The sequence below is a fragment of the Enterococcus sp. M-BR2 genome (assembly GCF_056612775.1).
In genome coordinates this window covers 2042501-2059095 of the sequence record NZ_CM152743.1, presented here as the reverse complement: position 1 = coordinate 2059095, position 16595 = coordinate 2042501, and the positions used below count along the sequence as shown (strand labels likewise).

Annotated in this window: 12 protein-coding genes, 2 rRNA genes and 1 other annotated feature (1 of these 15 cut by a window edge); of the genes, 11 read left to right on the top strand and 3 right to left on the bottom strand. The window is 40.6% G+C overall.

Translation table 11 applies throughout. From position 1 onward, the window contains the following. Positions 1–159: 159 nt before the first annotated feature. From mnmE to guaB, 9 genes are all read left to right on the top strand, one after another. The gene (gene mnmE, locus AC1F25_RS09975; RefSeq protein ID WP_002344775.1) at positions 160–1557 is read left to right on the top strand and encodes a tRNA uridine-5-carboxymethylaminomethyl(34) synthesis GTPase MnmE; all 1398 of its coding nucleotides are present in this window, start codon (positions 160–162) and stop codon (positions 1555–1557) included. A 16-nt stretch (positions 1558–1573) separates the two neighbouring features. Continuing rightward, entirely contained in the window at positions 1574–3475 is a 1902-nt protein-coding gene (mnmG, locus tag AC1F25_RS09970; RefSeq protein ID WP_002313911.1) for a tRNA uridine-5-carboxymethylaminomethyl(34) synthesis enzyme MnmG, read from the top strand. Positions 3476–3708: 233 nt separating this feature from the next. Continuing rightward, a complete protein-coding gene (gene rsmG, locus AC1F25_RS09965) occupies positions 3709–4422 on the top strand; it encodes a 16S rRNA (guanine(527)-N(7))-methyltransferase RsmG (protein WP_002309910.1) in 714 nt (237 codons plus the stop codon). 11 nt (positions 4423–4433) lie between these two features. Further along, on the top strand, positions 4434–5201 hold the full coding sequence (locus AC1F25_RS09960; RefSeq protein ID WP_002293108.1) for a ParA family protein: 768 nt from the start codon (positions 4434–4436) through the stop codon (positions 5199–5201). Then, positions 5188–6078: a ParB/RepB/Spo0J family partition protein gene (locus tag AC1F25_RS09955; RefSeq protein WP_002293107.1), complete on the top strand. Its 891-nt coding sequence runs from the start codon at positions 5188–5190 to the stop codon at positions 6076–6078. Before AC1F25_RS09960 ends, AC1F25_RS09955 begins: the two co-directional genes overlap by 14 nt. Positions 6079–6098: 20 nt before the next feature. Further along, complete coding sequence (locus AC1F25_RS09950) at positions 6099–6290, top strand: DUF951 domain-containing protein (RefSeq protein WP_002293106.1); 192 nt, start codon at positions 6099–6101, stop codon at positions 6288–6290. A gap of 8 nt (positions 6291–6298) precedes the next feature. Then, positions 6299–7399, top strand: a complete 1101-nt coding sequence (ychF, locus tag AC1F25_RS09945; RefSeq protein ID WP_002293105.1) for a redox-regulated ATPase YchF — start codon at positions 6299–6301, stop codon at positions 7397–7399. 89 nt (positions 7400–7488) lie between these two features. Beyond that, positions 7489–8184, top strand: a complete 696-nt coding sequence (locus AC1F25_RS09940; RefSeq protein WP_002309913.1) for a DUF1129 domain-containing protein — start codon at positions 7489–7491, stop codon at positions 8182–8184. A 383-nt stretch (positions 8185–8567) separates the two neighbouring features. Beyond that, on the top strand, positions 8568–10052 hold the full coding sequence (guaB, locus tag AC1F25_RS09935; RefSeq protein WP_002293341.1) for an IMP dehydrogenase: 1485 nt from the start codon (positions 8568–8570) through the stop codon (positions 10050–10052). 414 nt (positions 10053–10466) lie between these two features. On the opposite strand, the gene serS is transcribed toward guaB, so the two are convergent. The 3 genes from serS to croR all read right to left on the bottom strand — a co-directional run bounded on the left by serS (position 10467) and on the right by croR (position 13916). After that, the gene (gene serS / locus AC1F25_RS09930) at positions 10467–11738 is read right to left on the bottom strand and encodes a serine--tRNA ligase (RefSeq protein WP_479994081.1); all 1272 of its coding nucleotides are present in this window, start codon (positions 11736–11738) and stop codon (positions 10467–10469) included. Positions 11739–11787: 49 nt separating this feature from the next. Then, positions 11788–11993 (bottom strand) — a binding site (T-box leader). Positions 11994–12031: 38 nt separating this feature from the next. Next, positions 12032–13240, bottom strand: a complete 1209-nt coding sequence (locus AC1F25_RS09925) for a sensor histidine kinase (RefSeq protein WP_002309915.1) — start codon at positions 13238–13240, stop codon at positions 12032–12034. Further along, positions 13227–13916, bottom strand: a complete 690-nt coding sequence (croR, locus tag AC1F25_RS09920; protein ID WP_002295268.1) for a response regulator transcription factor CroR — start codon at positions 13914–13916, stop codon at positions 13227–13229. The genes AC1F25_RS09925 and croR overlap by 14 nt, the downstream gene beginning before the upstream one ends. Before the next feature lie 739 nt (positions 13917–14655). On the opposite strand from croR, the gene AC1F25_RS09915 reads away from it, so the two are divergent. Both AC1F25_RS09915 and AC1F25_RS09910 read left to right on the top strand, forming a co-directional pair. Further along, a 16S ribosomal RNA gene (locus AC1F25_RS09915) occupies positions 14656–16216 on the top strand. A gap of 229 nt (positions 16217–16445) precedes the next feature. Continuing rightward, positions 16446–16595: ribosomal RNA gene (locus AC1F25_RS09910) — 23S ribosomal RNA — on the top strand; it runs 2765 nt beyond the window's last position. The 16S and 23S rRNA genes sit together here, the layout of an rRNA operon.

The following is a 16595-nucleotide window of genomic DNA, read 5'->3' as shown; positions in this document are numbered from 1 at the left end:
ACTTGTTTTAAACACTTGATTCCTTATGACAAGTGTGATAACCTATGACCAGAATTTAATCAAGAACAAGCAGTCAAAGTGCGAAGTTCACCATTTATTATGCATAAAGGGTGGAGTGGGCACTTTTTTTGTGCGCAAAATGAAAAAGGAAGTGAAAAAATGGCTGAAATTACTTTAGAATTTGATACGATTGCGGCAATTTCTACCCCGCCTGGAGAAGGAGCAATCAGTATCGTTCGTTTAAGTGGCGATCAAGCTGTGCAACTAGCAGATAAAGTTTATCATTCTGGGAATAAACGACTATCAGAAGTACCAAGCCATACGATCCATTATGGACATATCGTTGATCCTAAGAGCGATCAGCTAGTCGATGAAGTCATGGTCTCCGTGATGAGAGCACCAAAGACATTTACGCGGGAAGATGTGGTAGAAATCAATTGTCACGGCGGGATCGTCGTAGTCAATCAAATTTTGCAGTTACTGTTAAGAGAAGGGGCAAGATTAGCTGAGCCAGGCGAATTCACAAAACGAGCATTCTTGAATGGTCGTGTTGACCTTTCACAGGCAGAAGCTGTGATGGATTTGATTCGAGCAAAAACAGATAAAGCAATGGGGTTAGCCCTCAATCAGTTAGACGGCAATCTGTCTGCCTTGATCCGTTCATTGAGACAAGAGATTTTAGAGACATTAGCCCAAGTAGAAGTAAATATTGATTATCCGGAATATGACGACGTCGAAGAATTGACTACGAAGTTATTGCTTGAAAAAGCACAGATGATCCAACAAAGAATCCAAGCACTACTTGCTACATCCAAGCAAGGAAAGGTTCTGCGGGAAGGGTTAAGTACGGCGATTATCGGCCGGCCAAATGTCGGTAAATCAAGTTTGTTGAACCATTTGTTAAGAGAAGAAAAAGCAATCGTTACGGACATTGCAGGAACGACTAGAGATGTAATCGAAGAGTATGTCAATGTTCGGGGGGTACCGCTCAAGTTAATCGATACAGCTGGAATTCGGGAAACAGAAGATGTGGTGGAACGTATCGGGGTCGAAAGAAGCCGTAAAGCATTAGCAGAAGCAGACTTGATCTTACTTGTTCTAAACCAAAGCGAACCACTGACAGCAGAAGATGAACAATTACTGGAAGCGACAAAGGGATTGAAACGGATCATTCTTCTAAATAAAACAGATTTGCCAGCACAGTTGGAACAAGAAAAATTGAACAAATTGATCGAAAATGAACCAGTTTTTTCAATTTCCGTAGCTAAAAACGACGGACTAGATCGTTTGGAATCAGCTATTTCTGATTTATTCTTCAGCGGAGAAACAGGAGAAAGAGACGCTACTTATGTTTCCAATACCCGCCATATCGCATTGTTAGAAAAAGCTTCTCTGTCACTTGAAGAAGTCATTGCAGGTATTGATGCAGGAATGCCTGTGGATCTCGTTCAAATCGATATGACGCGTTGTTGGGATTATCTAGGAGAAGTAGTTGGCGACAGTGTACAAGATGAATTGATCACTCAATTATTCAGTCAATTTTGTTTAGGAAAATAAAAGGAGGAACAAACGATTGAAACATTATGAAGCAGATGCATATGACGTGATCGTTGTCGGCGCAGGACATGCCGGTTCAGAAGCTGCACTTGCTGCTGCACGTATGGGCTCGAAAACGTTATTACTGACAATAAATTTGGATATGGTAGCATTCATGCCATGTAATCCTTCTGTAGGCGGACCAGCTAAAGGCGTTGTTGTTCGAGAAATCGATGCGCTAGGTGGAGAAATGGGTAAGAATATCGATAAAACCTATATCCAAATGCGTATGTTGAACACAGGAAAAGGCCCAGCTGTCCGAGCATTGCGAGCACAAGCAGACAAACATGCTTATTCAACACAAATGAAACATACGATCGAAAAAGAACCAAATTTGACGCTAAGACAAGGAATCGTCGAAGAACTGATCGTCGAAGATGGTATTTGTCATGGTGTAGTGACTTCCACAGGAGCGAGCTACCGGGCAAAAGCAGTTGTTATTACAGCCGGAACAGCACTTCGCGGAGAAATCATTATCGGTGAATTGAAATATTCATCAGGTCCGAATAACTCTCAACCTTCTATTGGACTAGCGAATCATCTAAAAGAACTTGGCTTTGCTATCGAACGGTTCAAAACAGGAACGCCGCCTCGAGTAAAATCAAGTACGATCGATTATTCTGTTACAGAAGAACAACCTGGTGACAAAGAGCCGAATCATTTTAGTTTCAGCACACCAGATAGTGCCTATAAACTAGATCAGGAATCTTGCTGGCTAACCTATACAGGTGAGACGACTCACCAAATCATTCGAGACAACTTACATCGTGCCCCAATGTTTACAGGGATCGTTGAAGGGGTAGGTGCTCGCTATTGTCCATCCATCGAAGATAAGATCGTGCGTTTTGCAGACAAACAACGTCACCAACTATTTTTAGAACCAGAAGGCTTGAACACAGAAGAAGTCTATGTTCAAGGGTTATCTACTTCTTTACCAGAAGATGTCCAAGTCGACATGCTTCATTCCATCGCCGGTTTGGAAAAAGTAGAAATGATGCGTACAGGATATGCTATCGAATATGACGTAGTAGAACCACACCAGCTCCGTCCGACATTAGAAACTAAAGTCGTTGAAAATCTTTATACAGCTGGACAAACAAATGGTACAAGCGGGTATGAAGAAGCGGCTGGACAAGGGCTGATTGCTGGTATCAATGCAGCTTTGAAAGTTCAAGGAAAAGAACCTTTAGTAATCAAACGAAGTGACGGTTACATCGGTGTCATGATCGATGATTTGGTGACAAAAGGAACGAACGAACCTTACCGTTTGCTGACTTCACGTGCTGAATACCGTCTGCTTTTACGTCATGATAATGCAGATTTGCGATTGACAGAAATGGGCCACCGTGTGGGCTTAGTAAAAGAAGACCAATACAAGGCTTATTTGAAGAAAAAAGAAGCAGTTGAACAAGAAATCAAACGTTTGATGAATGTACGGATCAAACCAACAGAAGAAGTTCAAGCCTTTTTAGCGACGATTAATGCGGCACCTCTAAAAGATGGCGTACTAGCAAGCGACTTTTTAAGACGCCCTGAGATTACTTATGCAGATCTTCTACGGTTTATCCCAGAGAATGAAGAATTGACACGAAAAGAAATCGAACAAGTAGAAATCCAAATCAAATATGAAGGCTACATCAAAAAAGCCATGGAAAAAGTAGAAAAATTAAAACGCATGGAAGCGAAAAAGATTCCAGAAAACATCGACTACGCAGCAATCAACGGATTAGCAACAGAAGCAAAACAAAAATTGCAGAAAATCCAACCAGAAACGATTGCCCAAGCTAGCCGGATCAGCGGGGTAAATCCTGCAGATCTAAGCATCTTAATGGTCTACATTGAACAAGGGAAGATTGCGAAAGTCAGTGAACCAGCGTAATACGTAATAATAAATAGAAGAGAGAACCAGTTTTTGCAGAAATTGCTCAAAGCTAGTTCTCTCTTCTATGTGTATTTTATAAGTGCCATAATAGAAAGAAAAAATCTATCGACTTTTCTTACTTTTCAAATTTTTAAGAATCCATATGGAAGGATTGCATGTCTTGGGATTTTGCGTTAAAGTAGGGAGAGAATCTGTGAAACAATTGCTGTTTCACAATGAAAGGAATAATTATGATACCAGAAGAATTTCGCCAATCTTTGGCAGAAAAAGGGATAGAGCTTACCGATCATCAAATGGATCAATTTGCTATCTATTATCGGACATTAGTCGAATGGAACGAAAAAATGAATCTTACAGCCATTACGGATGAAAAAGACGTATACCTGAAGCATTTTTACGATTCGCTTACATTAGCATTTGAAGTAGACTTTACGCAACCTTTATCTTTATGCGATGTCGGTTCAGGAGCAGGGTTTCCTAGCATACCTTTAAAAATTGCCTTTCCTGAATTGCAGATAACGATTGTTGATTCTCTGAATAAACGAATAACCTTCTTGTCTGAACTAACTCGATTATTAGGAATCGATGCTTCCTTATATCATGACCGGGCAGAAACATTTGGACAAAATCCTCAATTTCGTGCATCATTTGACCTTGTCACTGCTCGTGCAGTTGCTCGTTTGAATGTGTTAGCAGAATTATGTTTGCCCTTGGCTAAACAAGAAGGCTATTTTTATGCATTGAAAGCAGCAAAAAGTGAAGAGGAACTGACAGAAGCAAAACAAGCGATTGCTTTATTAGGTGGTAAATTCCTCAAAGAAGAGGCAGTTACCTTGCCGAATGTCTCTGACCAACGGCATATTATCGTCATTCAAAAAAAGAAAATAACCCCAAAGAAATACCCAAGAAAGCCCGGTCTGCCTAATAAGCAGCCAATCAAATAGGAGGAGAAGAGATGGCACAAATAATATCTGTTGCGAACCAAAAAGGTGGCGTCGGCAAAACAACGACGACGGTAAATCTAGGTGCTTGTCTTGCCAGCCTTGGCAAAAAAGTATTGCTAGTGGATATGGATGCCCAAGGAAATGCTACCAGTGGTGTCGGGATCAGAAAACCCGATGTGACAAAAGACATCTATGACGTTCTAGTCAATGAATTGCCAATTGATGAGGCGACTTTGATCACTGAACACGAAAATTTGAGTATTGTGCCTGCGACTCTCCAATTAGCAGGAGCAGAGATCGAATTGACATCAATGATGGCAAGAGAATCAAGATTAAAAGGATCTTTAGCAGAAGTCAGCAGCCAGTATGATTATATCTTGATCGACTGTCCGCCTTCTCTTGGCCATTTGACAATCAATTCATTTACAGCAAGTGATTCGATTTTGATACCTGTTCAGTGTGAATATTACGCATTGGAAGGATTAAGCCAATTACTGAATACGGTTCGTTTAGTTCAAAAGCACTTCAATCCAGAATTAGAAATAGAAGGTGTCTTGCTGACCATGTATGATGCACGAACAAATCTGGGAAATGAAGTCGTAGAAGAAGTACGCAAATACTTCCGCGAAAAAGTCTATGAAACAATCATCCCAAGAAATATTCGTTTATCAGAAGCACCTAGTCATGGAAAACCGATCATCGACTACGACCCACGTTCTCGGGGAGCTGAAGTCTACCAAGCATTGGCAAAGGAAGTGGTAAGTCGTGAAGAAAAGTAAAGGATTAGGCCGAGGAATCGATGCATTGTTCCAAGATTTAGAAAACTTAGAGACGGTGGATGTAAAAGATGATACTGTGGTCCAGTTGCCATTGAATGAGCTGCGACCAAATCCGTATCAGCCGCGTAAGACATTTGAAGAAGTATCTTTGCAAGAACTAGCTAATTCTATTGAACAATCAGGCGTCTTCCAACCAATCATCGTACGCCGTTCTGCAGTAAAAGGATATGAGATCATCGCAGGGGAAAGACGTTTTCGAGCGTCCAAACTAGCTGAAAAAGAAACGATCCCTGCTATCGTCAGAGACTTTGACGAAGAAGCAATGATGCAAGTAGCCGTGTTGGAAAACTTGCAACGGGAAGATCTGAATCCATTAGAAGAAGCAGAAGCGTATGAAATGCTGATGAAAAATCTGAAACTGACACAAGCAGAAGTGGCTAGTCGTTTAGGAAAGAGCAGACCTTATATCGCCAATTATTTGCGCTTGCTTTCTTTACCAGATCTTGTTAAGGAAATGGTGCAAGATCAACGTTTATCTATGGGACAAGCTCGTACGCTGTTAGGCTTGAAAAACAAATCATTGATCTTGAAATTAGCCAATCGTGCAGTAACTGAAAATTTAACTGTCCGCCAACTGGAACAGATCGTTTCTGAGTTAAATCAAAACGATGGAAAAGAAAAGAAAAAAATCCCAAGGCTAGCAAAGGAAAAACCATATTATATCCGAGAAAGCGAAGATCGTTTGATGGATAAATTCGGTACGAGCGTAGCTATCCAAGAAAAAAACGGGAAAGGTAAGATCGAGATCGAATACCTTTCTCAAAAAGATTTGACACGAATTCTTGATATCTTGAATATTCAATTTGATGAAGAATAAACAAAAAGGAGGCTATTTTTATGTACGACTTGCACGATATCGTTGAAATGAAAAAACCTCACGCTTGCCAGACGAACCGCTGGGAAGTCATTCGAATGGGCGCAGATATCAAAATCAGATGTATGAATTGCGGACATATCGTCATGATGACCCGTCGAGATTTTGAAAAGAAATTAAAAAAAGTAATTGAAAAAAATGCAGAGAAAGAGTGAATAAATTTATGGCATTGACTGCTGGAATTGTTGGGTTGCCCAACGTAGGAAAATCAACTTTGTTTAATGCGATCACAAAAGCAGGAGCAGAAGCAGCAAACTATCCCTTTGCGACGATCGACCCTAACGTAGGGATGGTAGAAGTACCTGACTGGCGTCTGCAACGCTTAACAGAACTTGTACATCCGAAAAAAACTGTTCCGACGACTTTTGAATTTACAGATATTGCTGGGATCGTAAAAGGCGCAAGTAAAGGAGAAGGTTTGGGGAATCAATTCTTAAGCCATATCCGCCAAGTAGATGCTATTTGTCACGTTGTACGCTGTTTTGATGATGATAATATCACTCACGTAGAAGGACGCGTCGATCCACTAGAAGATATTGATACAATCAACTTGGAACTAGTGTTAGCAGACTTGGAATCTATCAACAAACGCTATACTCGTGTAGCAAAAGTTGCTAAAACCAAAGATAAAGATGCAGTGGCAGAGCTAGCTGTATTGGACAAAATCAAACCTGTACTGGAAGAAGGAAAATCTGCTCGAACGATCGAATTCACAGAAGAAGAACAAAAAATCGTTAAATCACTATTCTTATTGACGACAAAACCGATTCTTTACGTAGCAAATGTGTCAGAAGATGATGTGGCAGATGCAGACGCGAATCATTATGTACAAGAAGTGCGCAACTTTGCTGCAGAAGAAAATGCAGAAGTAATCGTGGTCAGCGCTCGTGCAGAAGAAGAAATCGCAGAATTAGATGAAGAAGACAAAGCGGAATTTCTAGAAGCTTTAGGAATCGAAGAATCAGGTTTGGATCAGTTGATCCGTGCCGCTTACGATTTGTTAGGCTTAGCTACTTACTTTACTGCTGGGGAACAAGAAGTACGTGCTTGGACATTCAAAAAAGGAATCAAAGCGCCACAAGCAGCAGGAATCATCCATTCAGATTTCGAACGTGGATTTATTCGTGCGGAAACTGTCTCTTTTGAAGACTTGGATCATTATGGAAACATGCATGCAGCAAAAGAAGCTGGACGTGTTCGATTAGAAGGAAAAGATTATGTCGTACAAGACGGCGATGTAATGTTATTCCGCTTTAATGTGTAAAAGGGCTATCAAACTAGCTGTAGAATATGGTAGAATGTCTTTTGTGACGACCGTTGAGAAAAGGAACGGCTAAGGAGGACTATTAGATAATGGAACCAGAACAATTACGAGAAATCGTAAAAGAAAACAATAGTTTAGAAACAAAATTAACCAAAAGAAATCAACAGTACATTTTTGATTTGAAAAAATCTTTAGAAGCAGCGAATTTGTCTGAAGAAGAAAAAGTAAAAGCCCTTCATGACATTCTGCCTACTTTAGTTGCAGAACAAAAAGGCGGAAAAACAGCTCGCCAATTGTTCGGGACAGTCTCTGAAAGAACGGAAGCAATCATCAATAAACCAGCAGAAGTACAAAATACATCGACCCCTTTATTGATGTGGTTGGATAATACGTTATTACTGCTTGGTCTATTAAGTATCATGATCGCGATTACCGGATTGTTTTCACGTGGAACAACGCCAGCTTATGGATTCTCTACACTCGTTCTAGGTTCTGCAATCGGTGGCTGGGTCTTTTATATGATGTACAAGTACATCTATCAGTATGAATACCCAGGAGCAGATCGAAGCAAGAAACCAGGAATGGGTAAAACATTGCTTATCCTAGGTGGAACGACACTTCTTTGGGTCGTGCTGTTTTCTGCGACAACGCTATTGCCACCAGTTATCAACCCAGTATTAGATCCGATAGTAGTTATCATCATCGGAGCAGCAGCTTTAGCCGTCCGTTACTACTTGAAGAAAAAGTATGGGATCATTGGAAGTTTATCCGTTCCAAGAAGATAAACCAGAAAGCAGAGCAGTAGCTTTACTAAATATTAAGAGGTAGTAAAGGACCTTATTCCGTTTATCCATAGTTAAATAATAGCAAGGGACTGTGACAAAATTCTTGTCACAGTCCTTATTTGTAAATAAACGGTCTTCAAAAGCCAGTTTATCGGTATTAAGCCAAATCTATGCAAAAATATGGAAAGTCATTTTCACAAAATTTTTATTAATACTCGAAACTAAGTGGCTTTTTCACAACCTCATTTAGCATACACACATATGTAAGCGGTTTATATTGGTATTCTATGAGAAAGCTAATTTGATTCCATGTAGATCATTGACTTAAATGAAAAAATCAATTATTTTAATAGATAAACTAAATTAGAGGAGTGGTACTAAAAATGTCCAACTGGGAAACAAAGTTCACGAAAAAAGGATTTACTTTTGATGATGTCTTATTGATACCAGCAGAAAGTCACGTGTTACCAAACGAAGTGGATATGAGCGTACAATTAGCTAAAAATATTAAGTTGAATATTCCAATCATCAGTGCAAGTATGGATACCGTTACCGACAGCAAGATGGCCATCGCTATGGCAAGACAAGGCGGATTAGGTGTGATCCATAAAAACATGACGATCAGCCAGCAAGCGGATGAAGTAAGAAAAGTCAAACGTTCTGAAAGTGGTGTCATCATTGATCCGTTCTTCTTAACACCACAGCATCTTGTAGCAGATGCAGAAGAATTGATGAGCAAATACCGTATCAGCGGTGTGCCAATCGTTGAAACACTTGAAAACAGAAAATTGGTAGGGATCATTACAAACCGCGACATGCGTTTTGTAACAGATTACCACATGCCCATTGCTGATGTGATGACAAAAGACAACTTAGTGACTGCCCCAGTAGGTACCTCTCTAAAAGATGCAGAAAAGATTTTGCAAAAACATAAAATCGAAAAATTACCAATCGTTGATAACGAAGGTCGTTTAAGCGGATTGATTACAATCAAAGATATCGAGAAAGTAATCGAATTTCCAAATGCAGCAAAAGATGAACATGGTCGATTGCTTGTAGCAGCAGCCGTTGGTGTAACAAGCGATACATTCGAGCGTGCGAATGCTTTATTAGAAGCAGGGGTAGATGCAATCATCATCGATACAGCTCATGGACATAGTGCAGGTGTAATCCGAAAAATCCAAGAAATCCGTTCAACTTTTGCAGATGCAACATTGATTGCTGGGAACGTTGCAACGGCTGAAGCGACAAAAGCTTTATATGATGCAGGGGTGGATGTCGTAAAAGTCGGTATCGGACCAGGATCGATTTGTACGACACGTGTGGTAGCCGGTGTAGGTGTACCTCAGCTCACAGCTATCTATGATGCAGCATCAGTTGCTCGTCAATATGGCAAAGCGATTATTGCAGACGGAGGAATCAAGTACTCTGGTGACATCGTCAAAGCATTAGCTGCCGGCGGACATGCAGTTATGTTAGGCAGTATGTTGGCGGGGACAGATGAATCACCAGGTGAATTCGAAATCTTCCAAGGCCGTCGATTCAAAACATACCGAGGTATGGGTTCATTAGGCGCGATGGAAAAAGGTTCAAAAGACCGTTACTTCCAAGGTAGTGTCAATGAAGCAAATAAATTAGTACCAGAAGGAATCGAAGGTCGGGTTGCTTACAAAGGAAGTGTTGCAGACATTATTTTCCAAATGATCGGCGGTTTGCGTTCAGGGATGGGTTATGTTGGGGCAGCCAATTTACAGCAATTACGTGATGAAGCGCAATTCATCCAAATGAGCGGCAGTGGATTAAAAGAATCACACCCTCATGATGTACAAATCACGAAAGAAGCACCAAACTATTCAGTTGAATCTTAAAAATACTAAAAAAGAGTGGTGACACATGTTGTGTCACCACTCTTTTTTTAAGTAAACAATGTTCCTTTGTCAACTCCGAATCACAAGTAGAACATTCATAAAATATGAAGAGCTGTTTTTTGAAATTACTCCTTGTGGTTTGGAGTTAAACGGCAGGCTCACGACTTCTTTTTTAAACGGTGTTCAATCAGCTGGCCCTCGGTATTAGCTCAAAAAACGGCAAAATATGAGGAGCTATTTTTCCATTTTTTTCTCTAATACTCAGGCCAGGACGCTGATTTCACAACCTTTCGATAAACGGTGTTCAAAAGCTTGCATCTGCGGTAATAAGCCCAACCAAACGAAAAATCAGAGGAGCTATTTTTGTTTGGCAGTTCTTATTACTTGATGCAGGACAGCTTTTTCACAACCTCTTTATTTAATAACTTTCAGATTACCCATATAAGGAACGAGCGCTTCTGGAACTGTGACAGAACCATCTTCATTTTGGTAGTTCTCCAAAATGGCAGCTACTGTACGGCCAACCGCAAGTCCTGAACCATTCAAAGTATGAGCGTAGTGGATTTTTCCATCATTATCGCGATAACGAATCATGGCGCGGCGTGCTTGGAAATCTTCACAGTTAGAACAAGAACTGATTTCACGATAAGTATCTTGTGCAGGAATCCATACTTCTAAATCATAAGTTTTAGCTGCAGAAAAGCCCATGTCTCCAGTTGATAAGGCCATTACACGATAAGGCAAATGCAGTTTTTTCAATATATCTTCTGCATCAGCTGTCATTTTTTCCAATTCTTCGTAAGAATGTTCTGCATCCGAGAATTTGACCATTTCTACTTTATTGAATTGGTGAAGTCGGATCAGTCCTCGAGTATCCCTACCGGCACTTCCAGCTTCAGAACGAAAAGCAGGACTTAGTGCAGTGAAATAAACAGGTAAATCCGCACCATCTAAAATTTCATCATTATAATAGTTAGTCAATGGGACTTCAGCTGTCGGAATCAATGTTAAATCAGTATTCTCCAATTGGAAAACATCTTCTTTGAATTTTGGAAATTGTCCTGTACCAAACATCGCTTTACTGTTGACGATATAAGGAGTGATCATTTCAGTATAGCCGTGTTCGTAAATATGCTGATCAAGCATGAAGTTGTAGACTGCACGTTCTAATCGAGCGCCCAACCCTTTATAATAAACAAAACGGCTACCGGCTACTTTTGCGCCACGTTCAAAGTCTAAAATATCCAGATTTTCTGCAATTTCCCAGTGTGGTTTTGGCTCAAAAGCAAATGTACGTGGTTCGCTCCAACGACGGATTTCTACATTGTCCTCTTCGTCTGATCCAACTGGCACAGAATCATGGGGAAGGTTTGGCAAAGTAGTGGCAATTTGTTTCAATTTTTCATCTACTTCAGCAATTTCAGTATCCAATGCTTTGATGTTGCCACCAACTTCTTTCATTTCAGCGATTTTAGCAGAAGCATCTTCTTTTGCACGCTTTAATTGAGCGATCTCAGCAGAAACGTCATTTCGGTATTTTTTCAATTCTTCACTTTTGACTAGTAATTTGCGGCGGTTTTCATCTAGTTCCATGAATTCAGCTAATGTTTCTTTTTTAACGCCCCGAGTCATCAATTTTTCTTGTATTTCTTCGATATTTTGTCGCATCATTTTTACATCTAACATATGATTTCCTCCTTTTTGAAAATAAAAAAAGACTGATCCATCCCCTTATTCTTGGGACGAATCAGTCTGAAATTCGCGGTACCACCCAAGTTCAGCATAAGCTGCACTTGTTGAACACATAACGGCTGTTGAACCGACCTTTCTTATTTCGAAAGGGCACGTAAACGAACTGGAACTTCCAAATTACCCTTTGCTGATTTGCACCTGCCATCAGCTCTCTGAAAAAGAATAAAGTGTACTGGGTTCTGTGTTTTTCATTTATTCTAATAATTGTAATAAGAATAGCGAATATTTCAGCTTTCGTCAATAACTTCCTGTGCATCAATAGGTAATTTTTCATTTTTCTTGATTGGAAGGTGCATGATGAAAGAAGTCCATTGCTTATCTGATTTTGCATAAATGTAGCCACCATGTAAAGCCACAATACTTTGAGCGATTGCTAAACCAAGCCCAGTTCCTCCAGTTGCTTGTGACCGAGATTCTTCTACACGATAAAAGCGGTCGAATAGATTATCGATTGCCTGTTGTGGGATCATTGCTCCATTATTTTTGACCGTTGCAACAACTTCTGAACCGACACGTTCTACTTCGATCACGATTTTCGTTGCTCCTTTTCCATATTTCAACGCATTCGTCAAAAGATTATTGAAGACACGTACAAGTTTTTCTGTATCGCCATCCATGATAAGGGAATCTACTTTTGACTGCACAAGTATTTGGATATTTTTTTTAGAAGCTTCCAACTCAAAATCAGCTGCTAACTGTTCGATCAACTGGATCATATCAAAGGCAGAAAAATTTACTGGGACAGCAGGCTGGCGTACCTTAGTGTATTCAAATAAGTCGTCCACTAAAGATTTCATCTGCTTTGCTTTAATATAAGCGGTATGTGTATACTTTAAAAGATCTTCTTCTGAGTGATACTGACCATCTTCTATCAATCCTAGATATCCAATGATAGAAGTAAGTGGGGTACGGATATCGTGACTAACATTTGTGATCAATTCATCTTTTGATTTCTCGATTTTACGTTCGTCTTCAATCGCTGCTACTGTGCTATCTACCAATCCATTGATACTTGTTACAACTCGGCTTAAGTCACCACTAAGTTCAAAAGGGATACGATGATCATAATTTCCATTTGCGATGTAATGAAGTTCACTGATGATATGTCGTAATTGCATTTGGCGATATCTTCGAATCAAACGCCAATACAAAACACCGATATCTAATAGAAAGAAAAAGGGAATAATAAAGTTTCGACCGTTCCAAAATAAATCAGTGTTCAATCGTTCCGCAAAAATATTCTTTGAATCCCAAATCGCATTCGTTAAAGAAGGTGAACTATTAATTACCGAACTGATAACAACCAAAATAGAAACATTTAATAGAAGTAAAAGGATGATCGTGATGATTCCTTCCGCTAACAATTCGCTGATTTCTTTTGAAGTCAAGTTGATCCGACGGCGTTTTTCAGTTGCTCGTTTACTATCTTGCGTCAATTTTATAGCCCACTCCCCAAACGGTTTGAATGACTTTTTCACCACCAGTTGCTTCTTCGATCTTATCTCTTAAATGGCTAACATGAACCATGACAGTTTTAGCAGAGACAATACTTTCTTGTTTCCAAACACGCTCGAAAATTTCATCTGCGCTAAATACTCGATTAGGATGACTAGCAAGTAAGTAGAGGATACCGAATTCCAAAGCTGTTAACTGGATTTCTTTCCCATCAATTGTTTTAACTTCATGAGAGTCTTTGTTGATGATTAATGCATTTACTTCTAATACATCAGGCTGATCTGGGGCGATCTGCATTTTTGTACGTCGTAATAGAGACTTTACTCTAGCCATTACTTCTAATGGATTAAACGGTTTGGTTACATAATCATCTGCACCAGCCACCAGTCCTTTGATCTTATCCATATCAGTAGTTTTTGCTGTCAGCATAATGATTGGGATTTGAGATTCTTTTCGTAGCTCTTTCACTACTTGCATCCCGTCCATCTCTGGCATCATGATATCTAAAATAAGTAATTCAATATCAGGGATTGTTCTGATTTTAGATAATGCTTCTTTCCCATCATAAGCTTTTACTGCTTCATAGCCTTCATTGTGAACATAGATACTTAATAATTCAACGATTTCTTTATCGTCGTCAGCAATCAAAATTTTCATAAATAAATCCTCCAGAGTCATATTGTTACTATTATTCTAGCAAAAAAAAGCAGAAATAGATAAAAGCAGCACTTTGTTAAGGAAAATTTTAGAAGGTGAGAGATTTGGTCCTCATAAATAGGACAAAAACATGAACGTTAAACTGAAAATAAAAGGATTTTTCGTTTTTTAAGGTTATAAAGACGAACAAAAAAGGAGCAGAACTAACTAACGATCATATAAGCTGGAAATGTTGATAAATAAGCATTTTCTTATTGACTTTCGTATGTGATGTTGATATATTATTATTTGTTCAAAAGAACACCAATAACTTAAAATAATAAAAAATAAGTTATTGACATGTTGATAGTGACATGATAAGATAACTGAGTCGTTAAAAAAGAACAGCTTGCGAAGGTTGATTCTATTGAAAAAAACTTCAAAAAAGTTCTTGACAAATAACAAACGACAAGTTATAATGAATGAGTTGCTGAAAGATTTCGAAAAACGAAATCGAAAAAAACTTTTAAAAAAGAGTTGACAATTACTTGCCACTCTGATATGATGTAAAAGTTGCTACGGCAGCCAAAATAAATCGGAAAAACATTTCCGATGAAGTAGACCTTTGAAAACTGAACAAAGTAAGACAAACCAAATGTGTAGGGCGTCTTGATTCAATTCAAGACAACAAACATTTTTAACAAGCAAGCAATATGCTAGCAAACAAATTGAGCTTAACAATCGCAAGATTGTTCGAACTTTTTATGAGAGTTTGATCCTGGCTCAGGACGAACGCTGGCGGCGTGCCTAATACATGCAAGTCGTACGCTTCTTTTTCCACCGGAGCTTGCTCCACCGGAAAAAGAAGAGTGGCGAACGGGTGAGTAACACGTGGGTAACCTGCCCATCAGAAGGGGATAACACTTGGAAACAGGTGCTAATACCGTATAACAATCGAAACCGCATGGTTTTGATTTGAAAGGCGCTTTCGGGTGTCGCTGATGGATGGACCCGCGGTGCATTAGCTAGTTGGTGAGGTAACGGCTCACCAAGGCCACGATGCATAGCCGACCTGAGAGGGTGATCGGCCACATTGGGACTGAGACACGGCCCAAACTCCTACGGGAGGCAGCAGTAGGGAATCTTCGGCAATGGACGAAAGTCTGACCGAGCAACGCCGCGTGAGTGAAGAAGGTTTTCGGATCGTAAAACTCTGTTGTTAGAGAAGAACAAGGATGAGAGTAACTGTTCATCCCTTGACGGTATCTAACCAGAAAGCCACGGCTAACTACGTGCCAGCAGCCGCGGTAATACGTAGGTGGCAAGCGTTGTCCGGATTTATTGGGCGTAAAGCGAGCGCAGGCGGTTTCTTAAGTCTGATGTGAAAGCCCCCGGCTCAACCGGGGAGGGTCATTGGAAACTGGGAGACTTGAGTGCAGAAGAGGAGAGTGGAATTCCATGTGTAGCGGTGAAATGCGTAGATATATGGAGGAACACCAGTGGCGAAGGCGGCTCTCTGGTCTGTAACTGACGCTGAGGCTCGAAAGCGTGGGGAGCAAACAGGATTAGATACCCTGGTAGTCCACGCCGTAAACGATGAGTGCTAAGTGTTGGAGGGTTTCCGCCCTTCAGTGCTGCAGCTAACGCATTAAGCACTCCGCCTGGGGAGTACGACCGCAAGGTTGAAACTCAAAGGAATTGACGGGGGCCCGCACAAGCGGTGGAGCATGTGGTTTAATTCGAAGCAACGCGAAGAACCTTACCAGGTCTTGACATCCTTTGACCACTCTAGAGATAGAGCTTCCCCTTCGGGGGCAAAGTGACAGGTGGTGCATGGTTGTCGTCAGCTCGTGTCGTGAGATGTTGGGTTAAGTCCCGCAACGAGCGCAACCCTTATTGTTAGTTGCCATCATTCAGTTGGGCACTCTAGCAAGACTGCCGGTGACAAACCGGAGGAAGGTGGGGATGACGTCAAATCATCATGCCCCTTATGACCTGGGCTACACACGTGCTACAATGGGAAGTACAACGAGTTGCGAAGTCGCGAGGCTAAGCTAATCTCTTAAAGCTTCTCTCAGTTCGGATTGCAGGCTGCAACTCGCCTGCATGAAGCCGGAATCGCTAGTAATCGCGGATCAGCACGCCGCGGTGAATACGTTCCCGGGCCTTGTACACACCGCCCGTCACACCACGAGAGTTTGTAACACCCGAAGTCGGTGAGGTAACCTTTTTGGAGCCAGCCGCCTAAGGTGGGATAGATGATTGGGGTGAAGTCGTAACAAGGTAGCCGTATCGGAAGGTGCGGCTGGATCACCTCCTTTCTAAGGAATATTACGGAGACTACACAATTTGTTTTTACTTTGTTCAGTTTTGAGAGGTTTACTCTCAAACACTTTTGTTCATTGAAAACTGGATATTTGAAGTAAATGTAAGTAATACAAACCGAGAACACCGCGTTGAATGAGTTTTTTAATAAGTTCAATTGCTTATTTTCTTGATCTAACTTCTATCGCTAGAAGAAGGATCAAAACCCAACCGAAAGGTTGATAAGGTTAAGTGAATAAGGGCGCACGGTGGATGCCTTGGCACTAGGAGCCGATGAAGGACGGGACTAACACCGATATGCTTTGGGGAGCTGTACGTAAGCTATGATCCAGAGATTTCCGAATGGGGGAACCCAGCATCTTTAATAGGATGTTA